This window comes from Lentzea fradiae (assembly GCF_900100955.1).
GTDB classification, from domain to species: domain Bacteria; phylum Actinomycetota; class Actinomycetes; order Mycobacteriales; family Pseudonocardiaceae; genus Lentzea; species Lentzea fradiae.
In genome coordinates this window covers 13,187-33,733 of sequence record NZ_FNCC01000019.1, presented here as the reverse complement: position 1 = coordinate 33,733, position 20,547 = coordinate 13,187, and the positions used below count along the sequence as shown (strand labels likewise).

General features: G+C 74.6%; 6 protein-coding genes. 4 read left to right on the top strand and 2 right to left on the bottom strand.

Annotated elements, in window-relative coordinates:
• On the bottom strand, positions 1 to 1,542 hold the full coding sequence (gene hutH / locus BLT23_RS35160) for a histidine ammonia-lyase (RefSeq protein ID WP_090058293.1): 1,542 nt from the start codon (positions 1,540 to 1,542) through the stop codon (positions 1 to 3).
• Complete coding sequence (locus BLT23_RS35155) at positions 1,499 to 5,968, bottom strand: non-ribosomal peptide synthetase (protein ID WP_176947067.1); 4,470 nt, start codon at positions 5,966 to 5,968, stop codon at positions 1,499 to 1,501. The genes hutH and BLT23_RS35155 overlap by 44 nt, the downstream gene beginning before the upstream one ends.
• A gap of 338 nt (positions 5,969 to 6,306) precedes the next feature.
• Between BLT23_RS35155 and BLT23_RS35150 the strand changes: the two genes are divergently transcribed.
• Genes BLT23_RS35150 through BLT23_RS35135 form a run of 4 tightly spaced genes read left to right on the top strand, consistent with a single transcriptional unit; the run spans position 6,307 to position 20,547 of the window.
• Positions 6,307 to 6,879 (top strand): hypothetical protein, encoded by a 573-nt coding sequence (locus BLT23_RS35150; protein WP_218133977.1) that lies wholly within the window; start codon positions 6,307 to 6,309, stop codon positions 6,877 to 6,879.
• 1 nt (position 6,880) lies between these two features.
• The gene (locus BLT23_RS35145; RefSeq protein WP_090058282.1) at positions 6,881 to 7,915 is read left to right on the top strand and encodes a BtrH N-terminal domain-containing protein; all 1,035 of its coding nucleotides are present in this window, start codon (positions 6,881 to 6,883) and stop codon (positions 7,913 to 7,915) included.
• A gap of 9 nt (positions 7,916 to 7,924) precedes the next feature.
• Positions 7,925 to 16,120, top strand: coding sequence for a non-ribosomal peptide synthetase (locus tag BLT23_RS35140; RefSeq protein WP_090058279.1), 8,196 nt, complete (start codon positions 7,925 to 7,927; stop codon positions 16,118 to 16,120).
• Complete coding sequence (locus BLT23_RS35135) at positions 16,117 to 20,547, top strand: non-ribosomal peptide synthetase (protein WP_090058275.1); 4,431 nt, start codon at positions 16,117 to 16,119, stop codon at positions 20,545 to 20,547. The genes BLT23_RS35140 and BLT23_RS35135 overlap by 4 nt, the downstream gene beginning before the upstream one ends.

The following is a 20,547-nucleotide window of genomic DNA, read 5'->3' as shown; positions in this document are numbered from 1 at the left end:
TCACGCCAGTGCGGCGGCCCAGTCGGACCGGTGGGCGCGCAGGTGCGCACGGGCCTGCTCGACGTCGGCAGCCTGCAACCGGTCCTCGGCCAGGAAGGGCACGCGCTCCCTGAACTCGTCCACAATGGACCGCGTTGCCGCCGACAGGCGTAGACCCGGGTTGAGGTCGATGGCCTGCACCGCGGTCAGCAGCTCGATCGCCAGCACGTACTCGGTGTTGCGGATGATCCGGTCGAGCTTGTAGGCGCTGGTGCCGCCCATGCTGACGTGGTCCTCCTGGAGCTGGCAGGTCGGGATGGTGTCCACGCTGGCGGGGGTGGCCAGCACCTTGTTCTCGTTGACCAGCGCCGCCGAGGTGTACTGCGGGATCATCAGCCCGGAGTCCAGACCGGGCTCGGCGGCCAGGAAGCTGGGCAGCCCGTGCTGGCCGGACAGCAGCTGGTAGGTCCGCCGCTCCGAGATGTTGGCCAGCTCGCTCATCGCGATGGCCAGGAAGTCCAGCGCGAACGCGGTGGACTCGCCGTGCAGGTTGCCGCCGAGGATCACCTGGTCGGTGTCGGCGAAGAACAGCGGGTTGTCCGAGACGCTGTTGCACTCGCGCTCCACCACGCCGTCGGCGAAGCCGTGGGTCTGGCGGACCGCGGCGTGCACCTGGGGAGCGCATCGGAACGAGTACGGGTCCTCCTTGGCCGCGTTGCAGCCGGGGAGCGTGTGGTGGTTGCTGTCCTCCAGCAGCTTGCGCAGGTTCGCGGCGACCACACCGCGCTCCTCGTGCCGCGAGGTGTCGTGCAGGACCTTCTGGTAGAACGTCTCCGCGCAGCTGAACGCCTGGATGCTCAGCGCGCAGACCACGTCCGCGCACTTGATCAGCTCGCCCGCGCGCAGGATCGAGTCGGCGGCCAGCGAGTTGATGTACTGCACGCCGTTGGTCAGCGCCAGGCCCTCCTTGGGACCCAGCCGGAGAGGCTGCCAGCCCAGCTCCGCCAGCGCCTCGGCCGCGGGGACGCGCCGGCCGCGGTGGTACACCTCGCCCAGCCCGATCAGCGGCAGCGCCAGATGCGCCAGCGGTGCGAGGTCGCCGCTCGCCCCCACCGTGCCGCGCTGGGGGATCACCGGGATGACGCCCGCGTTCCAGTGCTCGATCATCCGCTCGACGGTGGCCAGGGAGACCCCGGAGTGCCCTGCCCGGAAGGTGAGCAGCTTGACCAGCATCACCAGCCGGGAGATGTGCTCCGGCACCGGATCGCCCACCCCGCACGCGTGCGACATCAGGTGCTTGTGCTGGAGGTCGGACATCCGGTCCGGCGGGATGCGGGTCTCGCACAGCGAGCCGAACCCGGTGTTCACGCCGTAGATGTGCCGGTCCTGCCGGGAGATGGACAGCACGTACCGCGCGCCGTCGTCGATGGTCTTGGCGACCTCGTCGGACAGCCGCAGCAACGGCCGCTCACGTGCGATCGCGCCCAGTTCGGCGAGGCTGTGGTTCGCGGAGGTGATCTCACGCACCGGCCGGTCGGCTGGTGCCGCTGGGGACTGTGCCATGGCGGTCGCGCTTCTCCAGTTCGTGGTCGGTCTGCGCCGCCCGGTGGCGGGCGAGCAGGGCGTGCACCTCGTCGTCGGACAGCCGGTCGAGGTCGTGCTCGATCCTGGCCAGCCGGTCGGCGTGGCCCAGTTCCCGCCGGGCGTCCTCGACCGCGGCGGCGGTCGCGGCGACGGTCGGGTTCTCCAGCAGGGCCTGGAGCGGGACGTCCACGCCGTAGGCGTCCCTGATCCGGTTGACGAACCGGGCGGCCTGCAACGAGTTGCCGCCCAGGTCGAACAGGTCGTCGGCGGGGCCGACCCGGTCCACGCCCAGCACCTCGCGGGCCAGCTCGGCCAGATGCCGCTCCAGCGGCGTGCCGGGCTCGGCTCCGCCGGAGGACGCGCGGGCGGGCGGCTCGGGCAGCGCGGCCCGGTCGACCTTGCCGTTGGCGTTGCGCGGCAACGACTCCAGCGGCACGACGTCGGCGGGGACCAGCTGCGGTGGCGCCGTGCGGCGCAGGAACGCGGTCAGGTCGTCGATCGGGCCGTCGGCGACCACGTGGACGACGAGCCGCTGGGACTCGCCGTGGACGCGCACCTGCGCGACGCACTCCCGCACACCGGGGTGCGCGGTCACCGCGGCCTCGACCTCCTCCAGCTCCACCCGGACGCCGGACAGCTTCACCTGGTTGTCCGTGCGGCCCACGAAGGTCAGCAGGCCGTCCGGCCGCAGCACCGCCAGGTCGCCGGTCCGGTAGAGCACACCGGGCAGCTCGGGAAACGGGCTGGACCGGTAGCGCGACCGGGTCTGCTCCTCGTCGCCGCGGTAGCCGTCGGACAGGTAGCGGCTGCCGATCCAGATCTCGCCCGCCACCCCCGGCGGGCACAGCCGGCCCGCCTCGTCGCACAGCACCAGGGTCCTGCCGGGGACGGGCCGCCCGACCGGCACGGTGGCCGTGCCCTCCGGTGGCCGCTCGACCGGGTGGAAGGTCGCCGCGACCACCTCGGTCGGCCCGTACACGTTCACCGGCCGCAGCCGGTCGAACCGCCGCAGCAGCCCGGTCACCAGCTCCGCCGGCAGTGCCTCGCCCACGAACAGCACGGTGCGCACACCGGCGAGGTGCCGTTCGGCGAGCCCGTGCGCGTCCAGTGCCCGCAGAACCTCCCGGAACAGCCGGGGGATGATCTGGAGCAGGGTGATCCGCCGTTCGTGCAGCCACGCGCCGATCACCGCCGGGTCGGCGGCGCCCTCCGCCGGACGGAGGCACAGGGTGGCGCCGTGGCACAGCGCGCCGAAGATCTCGCAGTACGCCACGTCGAAGGCCGGCGCCGCGAGCTGGCCGACCCTGGCGCCGGGGCCGATGCCGAACTCCTCGCTCTGCCAGCGGACGAACTGCGCCAGGTCGCGGTGGCGGTGGGGGATCGCCTTGGGCCTGCCGGTCGACCCGGACGTGTGTGCGACGTAGGCCAGGTCGCCGGGTCTCACGCCGAGGCCGGGATCGACCGCCGGCTGCCCGGCGAAGTCGGCGACGCCCGGCCCGGCCGCGTGTTCCGCGAGCACGAGGTCCGCGAGTGCGCCGTGTTCGGCCGCGGTGTCCTGGTCGGTGAGCACCAGTGCGGGAGCGAGGCCGGCGAGGACCTGCTCCAGCCGGGCGGAGGGGGTGCGCGGGTCCAGGCAGGCGAACGCCCCTCCCGCCTTCAGCACCCCGAGCAACGCGGCCACCGCCACCGGTCCGTTGCGCATCAGCAGCACCACCGGCCGTCCGGCGGTCACCCCGGCTCGCATCAGGCCGTGTGCGATCCGGTTGGCCCACGCGTTCAGCTCGCGGTAGGTCCACTCGCGACCGCCGTCGTCCAGCGCGGGCGCGTCCGGTGTGCGGGCGGCGAAGTCCTCGAACCCGCCGTGCAGCGTCGCGTCACCACCGGGAAGATCCGGTGTGGCGAGCGCGCCGAGCACGGCGCGGTGTTCCGCCGGCGGCAAGGTCGGCGTCCGCCCGGTCGGCCGGTCGGGATGCGCGGCGAGCTCGGTCAGCAGATGAGCGAGATGACCGGCCAGCCCCGGCACGGCCACGGCGTCAGCGCGGTAGCGCACCTCGCCCGCCAGCACGCCGGGGTGCCGCCGCACGTCGACCAGGAGGTCGAACGGCGTGCCCGGGTTCGCGTCCGCGACCTCCGCCGGGTCGGGCTCGGACAGGCGCACCACCGCGGTGGGCGAGGGCGCCGCGCCGGCGGGCACGTCCCGGTCCGCCTCGGCGTCCGCCCACGCGGCCGCGGTCGCGAGGACCAGGTCCCGGAAGGACGCCTCCTCCCGCACCTCGACGCGGACCGGCAGCACGTCGGTGAAGCAGCCGGCGACACCCGGCAGCACGCGGTCCACCGAGCACGCGCCGATGACGAGGTCGTGCCGTCCCGCGTAGCGCGCCAGCACCACGGCCAGCCCTGCGGTCACCACCGCGTGCAGCGGCACGTTCTCGCTCTCGCACAACGCGTCCAGCCGTTCGGCCGGAACGCTCAGCGGAAGCCGGGCAGCGCCCTGCCCGCCCTGAGGCGCGGGCAGGGTGAGCACCGGGGGAGCGCCGAGCCGGTGCCCGGCGTTCCCCGATCGCCTTTGCTGCCACAGCGTGTAGTCCGCGAACCCCAGCTCCTGCTCGTCGGCACGGCCGGCCACGAGGTCGGACAGCAGCGTGCCGAGTGAGTTCTCGTCGAGGGCGAACCGGTGTGCGGCCAGTAGCAGCACGCTCCTGCCGCCGACCCGAGCCAGGTCCGCGGTGACGGGTGCGTCGGCGGTGAGGTCGACGGGAGCCGAGACGACCCGCCGCACCAGTGTCGCCAGCTCCTCCTCCGACTCCAGGTCGTGCTCGCGCAGGACCAGCCCGCCGGGTTCGGCGATCCGCAGCCGCGGCTCGCCCTCCTGCTCGCACAGCCTCGTGCGCAGCACCTCGTGGCGCCACTCCACCCCCGCGAGGGCGGTTCTCAGCACGTCCGGGTCGAACGCGCCCGTCACGACGCGGGCCGACTTCCACGCGGGGTCGCCCGGCCGGTCCCGCTCAGCGGCCCACCAGCGGTACTGCTGGCGCGCCAGCGGGAACAGCCCGTCCCGGCCGGCGCGCTCCGGGCGTTCGGCGGTACGGCCCCGCACCCTGCGCAGAGGAAGGTCGGGGTCGCGGGTCAGCCGCCGCGCCAGGTCCAGCAGATCGCCGCACAGCCGTTCCACCGTGTCCGCCCGGAACAGGTCGGTGTCGTAGAGCGCCATCGCGTCGAAGCCCTGAGCAGCGGGGGAGAGGAACAGCGACAGGTCGTTCTGCGCGTGCCGGACCTCGATCGGGAACGTCCTGACCTCCAGGCCCTCGCCCAGATCGACCTCGGCGCCGCCGGAGGGCTGGAACGCCAGCGCGGCCCGGAACGGCGGAGCACCCGCCCCGCGCGGCCTGCCCGCACCGTCGGACCACGCTTGGAGCGGCAGTCCCTGATGGGCCAGCGCTCCGGTCACCGTGCCGCGCAGCCGGCCCAGCAGCTCGCGGAACGTCGGGTCGCCGCTCAGGTCGCAGCGGAAGACCAGCACGTTGAGGAAGGGGCCGATCACGTGCTCGAACCGCTCGTCGGGGCGGTGGGACACCGGCCCGCCCACGCAGAGGTCCTCCTGCCCGCCGCGGCGGTGCAGCAGCAGCGCGAACAGCGCCAGCCACGCGGTGAACGGCGTCGCCGACTCCTCCGCGGCCAGCCGCCCGACCCGCTCTGCCAGCTCGGCCGGCACGGTGAACCGGTGAGCCCGTCCCCGCATCCGGGGCCGCGCCGGGCGGGGGAAGTCGGTGGCCTGCTCCAGGGGTGGAGACCCGCCGCCCGCGCCCAGCAGCGCGGTCCAGTACGCCTGGTCCTCGGCGAAAGCGCCGCTCTCCCGCGCCTGGCTCTCCCACACCGCGTAGTCGGTGTGGTGCAGCTCCAGCTCCGGCAGCACGGCGGACCGGCCGGTCGACTCGGCGCGGTAGAGCTCGGCGAACTCGGCCAGGAACACCCCGAGCGACCAGCCGTCGAAGACCGCGTGGTGCGCCACGAGCACGAGCCGGTGCCGGTCCGCCGCCGAACGCAGCAGCGCCATCCGCAGCATCGGCCCGCCGTCGTAGTCGAACGGCCGGTGCGCCAGTTCGGAGGTCAGGTCCTCCAGCCGCGCCACGTCGCCGACCTCGAGCACCTCCACCACGTCGCCGGGGCCGGCCGCGAACCTCTGCGTCAGTGCGCCGTCGTGCACCTCGAACCGGGTGCGCAGCACCTCGTGCCGCCGCACGATCCGGGTCAGCGCCCGTTCGACCGCCCCTGTGTCCAGCTCACCCGCCACGTCCACGCCGAAGGCGAGGTTGTGCAGGCCCGTGCCCGGCCGGAGCTGGTCGACGAACCAGAACCGCTCCTGCGCGGAGGACACCGGGACCGGGTCGCGCCGAACGGGGAACACCGGTGGACCACCTCCGCCGAACCGCATTCCTGACTGCCACGTGAAATCGAAGCTAACATGGTCGGCCGCAGCGGAGGGTCATCATTTCGCGTACCCGTTTACCGGCTTTTGGACGCCATTCTCAACGCTGTTCGAAGACGAGTCGGCAAAGTCCGTCCACTCTGTGGGTAAGCAGTTCGGCGAGTGGTGGGTAAGCGTTGTGATTACCGCTTTTCTGCTCTTGACGCCGCTGTTCATCGCCGGTGAGACTGGCTCGGTCGACTGGTGCGGTGTAATCCCCGGAGTCCGGCACGGCGGGAGAAGAGATGGCGTTCGCGGCTGTGGATGAACATTCCATCGTGGGCACGGCACGTGCGGTTCCGATCGATCTGGGGCCGTTGTTCAACAACATCGGCGCGACCGTGGAAACCGACCTCGGCCGGGGTGGCCTGAACGTCTGGAAGAATTCGCTGCCCGCCGCGGACCTGCCGGCCGCCGGATCGCTCTTCCGGTACACCGACGTGCCGTTCCGCTTCCCGGAGGTGGGGTCGGGCCTGCCGGACAACGTGCGCTGCGAGGGGCAGCGGGTGGACCTGCCGCCCGGCCGCTACGACTGGATCTACCTGCTGGCGTGCTCCGAACGTCGTTCCGAGGACGTCGTGCACCTGCACTACGCGAGCGGCGAGGCCGACGACGAGTGGCTGCGCGTCTCCGACTTCTGGGCCGCCGCCCCGTCGCACTTCGGCGAGGTCGAGGCGGTGCCTTGCAGCCGCATCCACTTCCCGCGGCACGTGCAGCGGGGGATCGCCCCGAGGATCTGGCAGCAGCGCCTTCCCGTGCCGCGCCAGCAACCGCTGGCCTACCTGAGGCTGCCGGACAACATCGCGATCCACGTCTTCGCGATGACCGCGGTGTCGATGGGGTGGTGCTGACATGAGGGTTCTGCTGGACGACCTGGACTTCTGGTTCCACGACCTGTGCAGCTGTCTCCAGGACTGCTTCGGCACCTTGCTGTTGCGCCACGGCCAGGACCCGGTCGCGGTGATGGGCGCGGCCTGGGAGTTCCACCACGCGCCCGGACCGGTGGCCACCGAGGAGTTCTACCACCCCGCGCCCCGGCCGACGCTCGGCGACAACCTCATGCCGCACCACCCGGTGCGGGCGACCTGGCGTGAACAGGAGGACGTGGAGTCGTCCTGGCAGGACATCCGCGCCTCGATCATCGACGGCAGGCCGGCGATCGCCGCGGTGGACAACTTCCACATGCCGATCCGCCCCGCCTACGGCGACGTGCACGCCGCGCACCTGATGGTGGTGTGGGGCTTCGACGACGAGGCCGGGGAGGTGTACGTCCTGGAGTCGACGCCGCCCCAGTACTCGGGCCCGGTCTCGCTCGCCGACTTCCAGCGCGCCCGGTCGTCCGCCAACGACTCCCGGCCCGACACCAGGGACTACTTCTTCGCGGGGGCGGGCATCAGGGGCCGCTGGATCGACGTCACCGTCGACGGGGCGTTTCCCGCCGTGGAACGGGAATGGGTGGCCGACGTCGTGACCGCCAACGCACGTGGCTTCGCCGAACCCGCCCCCGGCCCCGGCTGGTCCGGCCTGACCGGGCTGACCACCTGGCTGGAGGGGGTGTGCGACCGCGCCGACGACATCGAGGATGCGGGCGTCGCGCTCGCCGAGCTGTACACCGCCGGCTGGGCCGCCCAGTCGGCCGCCGCGCTGCACGCGGACTTCCTGCGGGACATGGGCAACCGGTTCGGCTGCGACCCGCTGGTGCACGCCGGGCGCCAGGTCGACCGGCTCGCCAACCAGTGGACACCGCTACGCATCCTCGGTGCTCACGGCTCCACCACCGGCCACCGCCACACCGACCAGCTGCGGGACCGGGTGCGGCGGTTCACCGCCGGCCACCGCGACGCGGTGGCGCGGCTGGAGGCGGCAGCCGCGGCGCTGGTGAAGTAGGCGGCACGGATGGCACCGCGGGACAGCGCGCCCCCACTCGTCGCCCGGCTCGGCGAGCTCGCCGAGCGGCGCCCTGGCGACCTGGCCTACCGCTACCTCACCGACGAGCCCGGCGCGTCCGCCGAGATCTCCTACCGGCGGCTGGCCGACGCGGTGGCCGAGACCGCGGCGTCGCTCGCCCCCGCCGGGCGCGGCGCCCGCGTGGTGCTGTCGCTGCCGCCCGGGATCGCCTACGTGACGGCGTTCCTGGGGTGCCTGGCGGCCGGGGTCGTCGCCGTGCCGCTGCAACCCAGGCCGGGCCTGCGCACCGCCGGGGCCGGACTGTCCGGTCACCCGCTGGCGGTCGACTGCGGCGCCGTCGCCGCGCTGACCGCGGACGGCCTGGTCGAGCTGGACACCCCGCGACAGCCGCGGCACGACCGGGTGGAAGACGTCGCGTTCCTCCAGTACACGTCCGGGTCGACCGGCACGCCCAAAGGCGTGGTGGTCACCCACGCCAACCTCGCGCACAACCTCGGCGCCATCCGCGACGGCATGTCCATCGGCCGGGACGACCACATCCTCGGCTGGTTGCCGCCCTACCACGACATGGGCCTCATCGGCGGCGTCCTCGAACCGCTGTGGGCGGGGGTGCCCGGGACGCTGATGCCCCCGCAGGCGTTCGCCCGCCGCCCGCTGACCTGGCTGGAGGCCATCGCCGAGCACCGGGCGACGGTGTCCGGCGGCCCCAACTTCGCCTTCGACATGTGCGTGGACCGCACCACACCGGAGCAGCGCGCCGCGCTCGACCTGTCCTGCTGGCAGGTCGCGTTCACCGGCTCGGAACCGGTGCGGCCCGCCACGCTGCGCCGCTTCGCCGAGGCGTTCGCCCCCGCGGGTTTCCGGCGGGAGGCGCTGTACCCGTGCTACGGCCTGGCTGAGTCGACGCTGATCGTGTCCGGCGGTCGCCGCGGCGAGGGCTTGCGGACCGCGCGGCACCCCGCGGACGACGTCGAGCTCACCGGCTGCGGAACGGTCCTCGGCGGCCAGGAGCTCAAGATCGCCGACCCGGAGACCGGCGCCGCTCTGCCGCCCGGTGCCACCGGCGAGGTGCTGGTGCGGGGCGGCAGCGTCACCTCGGGCTACTGGGGCAGGCCGGATGCCACCGAGCAGGCGTTCACCCCGGACGGCTGGCTGCGCACCGGTGACCTCGGCCTGGTACTGGACGGCGAGCTGTGCGTGCACGGCAGGCGCAAGGACTCCGTGGTCATCCGCGGCCGCAACCTCTTCCCCGAGGACGTGGAGGAGGCCGTGCGGGCGGCCGACCCGGTCCTGCGCGGCACCGCCGCGGCCGCGTTCGGCGTGGACACCGACGACGGCGAACGCCTCGTGGTCGTGGTCGAGATCCCCACCGGCCGCGACGACGCCGACGAGACCCGCACCGCGCTCGCCGCGGCCGTCCGCGCCGCCGTCACCGCCGCCACGGGCGTCAACCCCGCCGCGGTCGCGTTCGCCCGCCGCGGCGGACTGCCCCGCACCACCAGCGGCAAGGTGCGGCGAGGAGCCACCAGGGCCGCCTACCTCGGTGGGGCGCTGCGCCTGCTGGCCGAGGACAGGACGGGCACCGCGGACGGTGACGGCACCGCCCTGCCGCCGATGCTCACCGCGCGGTCGGTGCACGCCCTGGACCCCGGCGAGCGGACCGCCGCCCTCACCGCGTCCCTGCGCGCGTGGCTGGCCGCGGCGACGGGCGTGGCCGCCCACCGCGTGGACCCGTCCCGGTCACTGCTCGCCGCCGGGGTCGACTCGCTGCTGCTGGCCCAGCTCCAGGGCGACATCGCCGCGCGCCTGGGCATCCGGCTGCCCCTCGCGGCGCTCGCCGAAGCCGAGTCGCTGGACGCGCTGGGGAACGTGCTCGCGGACCTGCTCCCGGCTGTGCCCGCCGGTCCTGCGACGCCCGACCGCGCGAAGGCCGACCCCGCGACGGCTGTGTCCGCGTCCGCGGTTCCTGTGGCCGTTGCTCCCGCTGCCAGCGAGTCCGCTGCCGATGCGCCCGCACCCGCCGATCCGGCGTCCGCCGTCACCGGCTCCCCGGCCGAGCTGACCCCCGCCCAGGTCGCGGCCTGGTACCAGGAGCAGGCGCACCCCGGCACCACGGTGAACGTGCTGTCGCGCGCGTTCCGCGCCGGGGGACCGGTCGACGTGCCTCTGCTGGAGGCCACGCTGCGGCACCTCGCCCGGCGGCACCCGGCGTTGCGCACCGCCCTCGACGTCGTCGACGGCGTCCCCACCGGACGACTGCTGCCGCCCACCGCCGTCCGGGTGTCCGTCGTGGACTCCTCCGGCTGGTCTCCGTCCGAAGTGGACGCCGAGCTCGACCGGGTGGCGCTGGCCCCGTTCGACCTGGCCGCGCAACCACTGGTGCGCGCCGCGGTGCTGCGCCGGGCCGAGGGTGACCTGCTCGTGCTCGCCGCCCACCACGCGGCGGTCGACCTGTGGTCGGCCTCGCTGCTGCTGGCCGAGTTCGACGTCGTCCACCGGGCGCTGGCGGCGGGAACAGACCCCGGGCTGCCTCCCGTGCCGGCCGCCGCGCGGTCCGGTCCCGCCGATCCGGAACGGTCGCGGCGGTGGTGGCGGGACGCACTCGGCACCGAGCACCCGGTGCCCGCGTTGCCCGAGGACCGGCCGCGGCCCGGCGGCGCGGTGCGGGCGACCGCGCTGGTCTCGCGCGCCCTGCCCGACCTCACCGCCAAGGCGGTGCGCGACCTCGCCGCCGGGCTCGGCGTGAGCCCGTTCAGCCTGCTGCTCGCCGGCTGGAAGGCCGTGCTGTTCGGCCACGACCCTGCCGGTCCGGCCGCGGCCCCGATCACCGTCGGCGCACCCGCCTCCTGCCGGACCGATCCCCGCTCCCGCGCGGTCGTCGGGTTCCTGGCCAACCCGCTGCCGCTGCGCACCGAGGTGAGCGGGAGCTCGACGTTCACCGAACTGGCCGTGCGCGTGCACGGCACCGTGCTCGCCGCGCTCGACCACCAGGAGCTGCCCTTCAGCACGGTGGTGCGGGAGACCGGCGCGTCCCGGCCGGACGGGCGCACCCCGCTGTTCGACGCGTTGTTCGTGCTGCACCAGCCGCCGGGGTTCGCCCCGCCGGGGACCGCCGCGATGGCGCTCGGCCTGGGTGGCACGGCGTTCGGACTCGGCACGCTGGCCCTGCGGTCGGTGCCGTTGCCGTCGCCGGACTCACCGGTCGGCGTCACGCTGGAGATCGACCTCGGCGAGGAGGAGACGGCGGTCGCGCTGAGGTACGCCCGCGAGGTGTTCGCCGGGAGCACTGCCGGATCGCTGCTCGACGAGTACGTGGCGGTGCTCCGCGCCGTGCTGGCCGACCCCGGTGCACGCGTCGCCGAGCTGCTCGGTTCCCCGGACCCCGCGCCCCTGGCAGGCCCCGCGGTGGACGGGCAGCCGGACGACGTCGTCGCCAGGATCCTCGCGCACGCCCGGACCACCCCCGACGCGATCGCCGTGCGGCAGGGCGAGCACGTCCTCAGCTACCGGGGACTGGTCGAGGCGGGCGGTGGTCTGGCCCGCCGGCTGCGCGATCTCGGAGTGGGACCGGAGGCGCTGGTCGGCATCGCCCTGCCCCGCACCCCCGGTCTCCTGGTCGCGTTGCTCGCCGTGCTCCAGGCGGGCGGCGCCTACTTCCCCCTGGACGTGACGCTGCCCGAGGCCCGCAGGCGCGCGTTGCTGGAGCAGACCAGGCCCGTCGTCGTGATCACCTCGGCCGGTGACCTCCTGCCCGCCGAGGTGCCCCGGCTCGTGCCGGAGGCTCCGCAGGCCCCGGCGGACCCGGTCAACCACCTGGTCCACCCCGGTCAGCTCGCCTACGTGCTGTTCACCTCCGGGTCCACCGGGCGTCCCAAGAGCGTGGCGCTGACCAGGGGTGGCCTCGCCGCGCTCGCCGAGTGGGCGGTGAACGCCCATGCACCGGCGGAGATGTCCTCGGTGCTGGCGGGCACACCGCTGGTGTTCGACCTGTCGGTCTTCGAACTGCTCGTGACGCTCGCCGCGGGCGGCACGGTCGTCCTCGCCGAGCACACGCTCGACCTGCCTCGCCTCCGCGAGCGCGAGCACGTGACGTTGCTGAACACCGTGCCGTCCGTGGCGGCGGAACTGCTGACCCGCGGCCTGCCGGGAGGCGTGCGCACGGCCAACCTCGCGGGCGAACCGCTGCCGTTGCCGCTCGTGCGCGACCTCGCGGCCGCGGGTGTGGATCGGGTGGTCAACCTGTACGGCCCGGCCGAGGACACCACCTACTCCACCACCGCGGAGATCGACCCGGTGGACGGCGGCCCGGTCGCCATCGGCCGTCCGCTGCCCCGGTGCGGTGCGCACGTCGTCACGGCCGCGGGCCGGTTCGTCGGCTCGGCGGCACCCGGTGAGCTGCTGCTGACCGGCCCCAAGCTGGCCCGCGGCTACCTGGGCGCCCCCGGCCTCACCGCGCAGAGGTTCGTCGCCGACCCCGGCGGGGAGCCCGGCGCGCGTGCCTACCGCACCGGGGACCGGGTGCGCTCGCGCCACGACGGAGAGCTGCTGTTCCTCGGCCGCGGCGACCGGCAGGTCAAGCTGCGCGGCGTGCGGATCGAGCCGGCCGAGGTCGAGTCGGTGCTCGCGAGGTGCCGGGGGGTGCGCGAGGTCGCCGTCCGGGTGCACCACGCCGGACGCCCCGACGCCGCCCTCGTCGCCTACTACGCGGGCGAGGCCACTGCCGAAGAGGTGCGCGGGCACGCGGCGCGTGAGCTGCCGTCGGCACTTGTGCCCCGTCAGTACGTCACGGTGCACCGGCTGCCCAGGACAGCGAGCGACAAGCTCGACCGCGACGCGCTCGACCACGTCCCGGCCCCGGGGCCACCGAAGCCCGCCGCCCGTGCCATGACCCCGGCCGAACGGCTGGTCGCCGAGGTCTGGTCGGCCGTGCTGGGCGCTGCCGAGCACGACCCGGACGCCGACTTCTTCCTGCGCGGCGGGCACTCCCTGCTCGCCACGCGGCTGCTGGCCGCCCTGGAGACCCGCACGGGCGTCCGGGTTCCGCTGGGCGGCCTGTTCGCCCGGCCCACCATCGCGGGCCTGGCCGAGCAGCTGGCTGACGGCACCGCGGTCCCGGCAGGCCCGGCCGCCCCCGGCACCACCGGCTCGTCTCCGCTGTCCCCGACCCAGGAGCGGTTCTGGCTCATCCAGGCGCTGGACCCGGTCGACACCTCCTACACCGTCGCGGGCGTCCTGCGGTTGCACGGTCCGCTGGACACCGCGCGCCTGGAACGCGCGTTCACCGCTGTCGTCGCCCGCCACGAGGGACTGCGCACCCGGTTCACCACCGCCGAAGGCGAAGTGCGCCAAGAGGTGCTGCCCGCCGGGCCCGTCGCGCTCCCGGTGTCCGAAGTGGACGAGGAAGGGGCTCGGGCGGTCGCCGCCGCGACCGCGCGCACGCCGTTCGACCTGACCGCCGGACCGGCGTGGCGGGCCAGGCTGCTGCGCACGGCCCCCGGCGAGCACCGGCTGGTCTTCGCCGCGCACCACATCATCTGCGACGGGTGGTCGCTGGAACTGCTGGCTCGCGATCTCGGCGCGGCCTACACGGCGGACTCGCCGGGCGATCCCGCGCCTTCTTTCGCCGCCTGGGCCGGTGAGCAGTGGCGGCGGTGGACCGGCGACGACGGCGACGGACTCGCCTGGTGGCGCGGACGCCTGGCGGGCCTGCCGGACCTGCGCCTGCCCGCCGACCGGGTTCGCGAACCCGGCGCCCCCAGGACGGCCGCCGTCGTCAGGACCACCCTGCCCGCCTCCACGACCGCCGCACTCGACGTGCTGTGCGCCCGGGAGCGCACCACCCGGTTCGCCGCGCTGACCGCGCTGCTCACCGCCGTCCTGGCGATCCAGAGCGGCCAGGACGAGTTCGGCATCGGCACTCCGGTCTCCGGTCGCACGACCGCCGCCGAGGCCGAGGTGTTCGGCTGTGTGGCCAACACGGTCGTGCTGCGGGCCGACCTGACCGGGCGGCCCACGTTCCGCGTGCTGCTGCGGCGCACCTGGACGCAGATCCGCGACGCCGTCACCCATCAGGACGTGCCGTTCGCCCGCGTGGTGCGCGACCTGGCCGCCGGCGGATCGGACGGCAACCCGCTGTTCCAGGTCATGGTCGCCGACCAGCCCCGCGGCGTGACGCTCACCCTGGAGGGGGTGCGCTGTGAGCTGGAACCGCTGGACAACACCACCGCCAAGTTCGACCTGAGCGTTCTGCTCGGCGCGGGCGCGGAACCGGAGATCGCCTTCGAGTACGACACGACCCTGTTCGACGAGGCCGCGGTGCGGGGCGTCGCCACCCGGCTCGGCCGCCTCGCCGCCGCCGTGGCCGCCGACCCGGACGTCGTCCCCACCGGCGCCGCGCTCATCGATCCCGGCGAACGCGCCGAACTGCTGCGGTGGGGCGACGGCGGCCCGGTGCCGCGGCTCGGCGCGACCTTCCTGCACGAGATCGTCCTCGCCCAGGCGGCCAGGACCCCGGACGCCGTCGCGGTCACCGCCCGCGACGGCGCGCTGAGCTACGGCGCGCTCGCCGCACGGGTCCACCGCCTCGCCGTCGGCCTGCGGCACCGCGGGATCGGCGCGGAAGACCGCGTCGCCCTCTGCCACGAGCGCACCTCGTCGCTGGTGGTGGCCCTGCTCGGCGTCCTCGCCGCCGGCGCGGCCTACCTGCCGGTCCGGCTCACCGACCCGGCCGAACGCCGCGCCGAGGTGCTGGCCGACGCCGGCGTGCGGCTCGTGCTCTGCGACCCCGAGACCAGCACCTGGCTCGACACCTGGGACGTCCCGCTCGCCACCGTGGACGAGGTCGTCGCCGAGGCGCCCGCGGGGGCGCTGCCACCGCCGCTCGTCAACGACTCGCAGCTGGCGTACGTCCTCTACACCTCCGGCTCCACCGGCAAGCCCAAGGGTGTCGCGGTCACCCACCGAGGCGCGCTCGCCCGCATCGTGTGGGCCCGCACCTCGTTCACCGAGCGGGAGCTCGCCGGTGTGCTCGCCGCGACCTCGCTGGGCTTCGACCTGTCGCTGTTCGAGCTGCTCGCCCCGCTGGCCGCGGGCGGTGCGGCCGTGCTCGCCGAGAACGTCCTGGAGCTGCCGGTGCTGCCCGACCGGGCCCGGATCAGCATGGTCACCGCCGTCCCGTCCAGCATGGCCGCGGTCCTCGACCTGGGCGGCTGGCCGGAGTCGGTGCGCACGATCGGCCTCGGCGGTGAGCCCCTGCCCGCGCCGCTGGCCGCGCGGGCCCGCGCCCTGGCCCCCGAGCGGGCGGTCAACCTCTACGGCACCACCGAGGACAGCTTCTGCTCGACCTGGACCACCCTGGTCGACGACGACGTCACCGTCGGCCGTCCGCTGCCCGGTACCACGGTCGGCGTCGTCGACGCCGGGCTCGATCCGGTGCCGCCGGGGACGCCCGGCGACGTCGTCGTGGCAGGTGTCGGCGTCTCCCGCGGCTACCTCGGCCGGCCCGGCCTCACCGCGGCCGCCTACCGCCCCGACCCGGCGGGCCCGCCCGGCTCCCGGCGCTACCTCACCGGTGACCGCGGTCGCTGGACGCCGCGCGGCCTGCGGATGGCGGGCAGGCGCGACGACCAGGTCAAGATCCGCGGCCACCGGGTGGAGCTGGGGGAGGTGGAGGCGGCGCTGCGCGCGGTCGACGGCGTCGCCGAGGCCGCCGCACTGGTCGTGGCCTCCGCTGCCGGTCCACGCCTCGTCGGCTACGTCCGGCACACCGGCGACGGCCCGGTGGACCCCGGCAGGCTGCGCGCGGCCCTGCGCCGGACACTGCCCGACTACATGGTCCCCTCGGCGTTCGCGGCCGTTCCCGCCATGCCCCGCACGCCGTCGGGCAAGCTCGACCGCGCCGCACTGGCCCGCGTCCCGGTCGGCGGACCGGGTGAGGACGCCGCGGAGGGACCCCGGCCCGGCACCGAGACCGAGATCGCCGAGGTCTGGCGGGAGCTGCTCGGACTGCCCGCCATTCCCCGTTCGGCGCGGTTCTTCGACCTCGGCGGCGACTCGCTGCTCGCCGCCAGGATGACCACCAGGGTCAACTCGCGGCTCGGCACCGACCTGCCGATCCGGGTGGTCTTCGAGGACGACCGGCTGACCTCGTTGGCCGCTCACGCGGACCGGAAGGACACCAGGTGATCGGAGACAAAGGGCTCTCCCCGGCGCGTGCGGAACTGCTGCGCCGGTGGCGCCGCGGACGCACCGCCGCGGTCCCCGCGCCCACCATCCCCCGCCGCGCCGGGACGGGTCCTGCCGTGCTGTCGTTCGCCCAGGAGCGGTTGTGGGTGCTCGACCAGTTCCTGGGCCCCGGCAACGCCTACAACACCATCCCGCTCGCCGCCCGCCTCACCGGCCCGCTGGACGTCGGTCTGCTGGAGCACGCGCTGCGCCTGGTCGTCGCCAGGCACGAGGTGCTCCGGTCGCGGTTCATCACCGTCGACGGGCAGCCGAGGCAGGTCGTCGACCCCGGCGCGCCGGTCCACGTGGAGCTCGTCGACCTGCGCGGCGAGGCCGACCCGGAGGCCGAGGCGCTGCGCCGCGCGGTGGCGGCCAGGGGCACGCCGTTCGACCTGTCCACCGGTCCGCTGTTCAGCACCCGGTTGTTCCGGGTGGGGGAGCGGGAGCACGTCCTGCTGCACCTGACCCACCACATCGTGTCCGACGGCTGGTCCGACGACGTGCTCATCCGCGAGATCGCCACCGCCTACCTCGCCCTGTCCGAGGGCAGGGAACCGGTCGAGCCGCCTCTGCCCGTCCAGTACGCCGACTACGCCGAGTGGCAGCGCGGCCGTCTCACCGGCCAGGCGCTGCGGGACCTGCTCGACCACTGGCGCACCCGGCTGGAGGGCGCGCCCACCGCGCTGGAGCTGCCCACCGACCATCCGCGCCCCACCACGCAGCGGTTCATCGCCGCGACCTGCCCGCTGACGATCCCCGCGGACGTCACCACCGGGCTCAAGGACCTCGCCCGCGCCGAGGGCGCCACGCTGTTCATGACGGTGCTCGCCGCGGTGAACGTCCTGCTGGCCCACTACTCGGGACAGCGGGACATCCTCGTGGGCTCACCGGTCGCCGGCCGCACCGTGCCCGCCACCGAAGACCTCATCGGCTGTTTCGTCAACACCCTCGTCCTGCGCACCGACCTGGGCGGCGACCCGACCTTCCGCGAGCTGCTCGGCCGGGTCCGCTCCGCCACGCTCGGTGCCTACACCCACCAGGAGCTGCCGTTCGAGCGCCTGGTCGAGGAGCTGCAGCCCGTCCGCGACACCTCCCGCAACCCCCTGTTCCAGGTCATGGTCGCCGTGCAGAACAGCCCGCCGCGGGCGCTGGAGTTCGGCGGGTTCCGGCTGGAGCCCATCGAGGTCGACAACGGCGTGGCCAAGTTCGACATCACCATCGACCTGCGCGAGTACGAGGGCGAGCTGACCGGCCGCGTCCAGTACGACAGCGACCTGTTCGGCCAGGACACGCGCGACCGGATGACCAGGCACCTGCGCACGCTGCTCGCGGGCGTCGTCGCCGGCCCCGACCGGCGGCTGTCCGAGCTGCCGCTGATGAGCGCGGCCGAGCTGGACCAGGTGCTCCTGGGCTGGAACGACACCGCGCGGGAGCGCCCGGAGCGGTGCCTGCACCGGATCATCGCCGACCGGACGGCCGAACACCCCTCGGCCGTCGCCGTCTCCGCGCCGGACGGCCAGCTCACCTACGGGGAGCTGGCCCGGCGTGCCGCGCGGCTCGCCGGCGCGCTGCGCGAGCTGGGCGTCGGACCCGACACCCCGGTGGGGCTGCTGGTCGACCGCTCGGCGCTGCTGCCCGTCGGCGTGCTGGGCATCCTCCAGGCGGGCGGCGGGTACGTACCGCTCGACCCCACCTACCCGCCCGGCCGGATCGCGGACGTCGTCGCCGACGCCAGGGTGCCGGTCGTGGTGACCACCAGCGCGCTCACCGGCCTGCTCGGCGCGTACGACGGCCCTCTCGTCCTGCTGGACCGGCCCCACGGCGGCCGGTCCGCCACCGGCGCGGACCCCACGCCGGACTGCCTGGCCTACGTCATCCACACCTCCGGCTCCACCGGCAGGCCCAAGGGCGTGATGATCACCCACCGCGCCGCCGCGAACATGATCATCTCGACGCTGGACGACATCGGCATCGGAGTGGGCGACGCCGTCCTCCAGTTCGCGACGATGTGCTTCGACGTCTCGGTGCTGGAGGTCTTCGCCGCCCTGTGCTCCGGGGCCCGGCTGGTCATCCCGGACCGGGAGACCCTGCTCGACCCCGTCGCGCTCACCGCGCTGATGGCCCGCGAGCAGGTCACCACGTTCGACATCCCGCCCGCCGTGCTGGAGCTGCTCCCGCCCGACGGGGTCCCCTCGCTGCGCGTGCAGTTCATCGGCTGCGAGGCGTTCGGCGGAGAGCTGGCCACTCGATGGCAGCGCCCGCACCGCAGGCTCATCAACGGCTACGGCCCCACCGAGGCCACCGTGATGATGACCCTGATGGAGCTGGACCGCCCGTACACCCGGATGCCGCCGATCGGCAGGCCCATGCCCAACCACCAAGTGTACCTGCTGAACCGGGACGGTGCTCCGGTGCCCGTGGGGGTCCCCGGCGAGCTGCACATCGGCGGCACCGGCCTGGCCAGGGGCTACCTCGGCAAACCGGGGATGACCGCGGACCGGTTCGTGCCCGACCCGTTCGGGCGCGACCGGGGCGGCCGGCTGTACCGCACCGGCGACCTGGCGCGCTACCAGCCGGACGGCACGCTCGAGTTCCTGGGCCGCGCCGACCAGCAGGTCAAGATCCGCGGGCTGCGGATCGAGCCGGGCGAGATCGAGGAGGCGCTGAAGGCCCATCCCGACGTGCGGCACGCCGTGGCAGTGGTCCACGAACCGGCAGGCGGCGCGAAGCAGCTGGTCGCCTACGTCCACACCGGCCGGACCACCGGCGACTTCGCCGCGGAGCTGCGCTCGTGGCTCGCCGGCAAGCTGCCCGCGTACCTGCTGCCGCAGGTCGTCGTACCGCTGGAGCGGTTCCCGCTGACCCCCAGCGGGAAGGTGGACAGGGCCGCCCTGCCCGATCCGGCGAGCGCGCTGGAGGCCGTTGCCGAACCCGCCGCCGCGGCGGGCGGTGGCCTCGAACGCGAGCTCGGCGAGCAGGTGTTCGCCGAGGTCCTCGGCGTGGACCGGGTGTCGCCGCACGACAGCTTCTTCCAGCTCGGCGGCAACTCGCTGGAGCTGGCCAGGCTCCAGTCCAGGATCGCCGAGCGCTTCGACGTCCGGGTCCCGCTGAGGGTGCTGTTCGAAGGCCCGTCCGTGGCGCAGCTGGCCCGCCACCTGGAGGCGCTGGGCGTCGCGACGGCCGAGGCCGCACCGGCGGGGGCCACCAGGGCGCCGCTGACCTGGCAGCAGCGGCGGCTGTGGGAGCGGGGCGCGGTCGCCAAGCCGCTGGCCGCCCGGATCAGGGGCTGGCTCGACGCGGACGTGGTCCGGGAGGCCGTCGACCGGCTGGCCGACCGGCACGAGGCCCTGCGCACCGTGTTCGACACCTCCGGGCCCGAGCCGGTCCAGCTGGTCGACCCGGCGGTGCGGCCCGCGTTCGCCGTGGTCGGCGCGGCCGGCGTGGACGAGGCACTCCGCGTCGTGGCCGAGGAGGTGCGGCACGGGTTCGACCTCGCCACCGGACCGCCGGCGCGGGTCACCCTGGTGCGGCTGGGAGACTTCGACCACCTGCTGGTCGTCAGCCTCCACCCGGTGCTGTGGGACGGGGCATCCCGCGGCATCCTCGCCCGCGACCTGCTGGTGCTCGGCGACATCGCGGACGGCGAGCTCCCGCCGCCGTCCCTGCGCTACGTGGACTACGCCGCCTGGCAACGCGACTGGCTCACCGGCGAGGAGTGCGTCCGCTCCACCCGGTACTGGGAGACCAGGCTGGCGGGCGCGTCCGCGCCGAGACTGCCGGGACACCGGCCGGGAATCGTGCCCGGACCCGGCGCGCGGCACCCCGTGGAGCTGCCCGAGGGCACGGACGCGGGCGTGGCGGCGGTGGCGCGCAGGGAGAACGCCACACCGCATCACGTGCTGCTGGCGGCGTTCGTGACGGCGCTGCGCGAGCTGACCGGACAGGACGACGTCGTGGCCGGCGTGCCGCTGGCCAACCGCGTGGTGGCCGGGGCGGGTGAGACGGTGGGCCACTTCGTCACCACCGCGCCGATCCGGCCCGAGGTGCCGCGCGGGGCCGGGTTCGGCGCGGTGGTGCGGGCGGTGCGTGCCGCCATCGCGGAGGCGAGCGAGCACCAGCAGGCACCACCCCCGGCCGAGGCGCCGGCGATGACCTTCGACCTGCTGGAGGCCGCGGCGGAGCTGCCCGCCGCGGTGGGGGTGGAGATCGAGCCCGTCGAGGTGGACACCGGCCACGCCGACTTCGAGCTGACGCTCGCGGTGGAGCGCCGCCGCGACGGCCTGCACGCTCAGATCAGATACGCCACCGAGGTGTACCCGCCGGAGGCGGTGCGCGGGCTCGCCGAAGCCTACGTGGCGGTGCTGGTGCGGGAAGTGCTTGCCGGATGA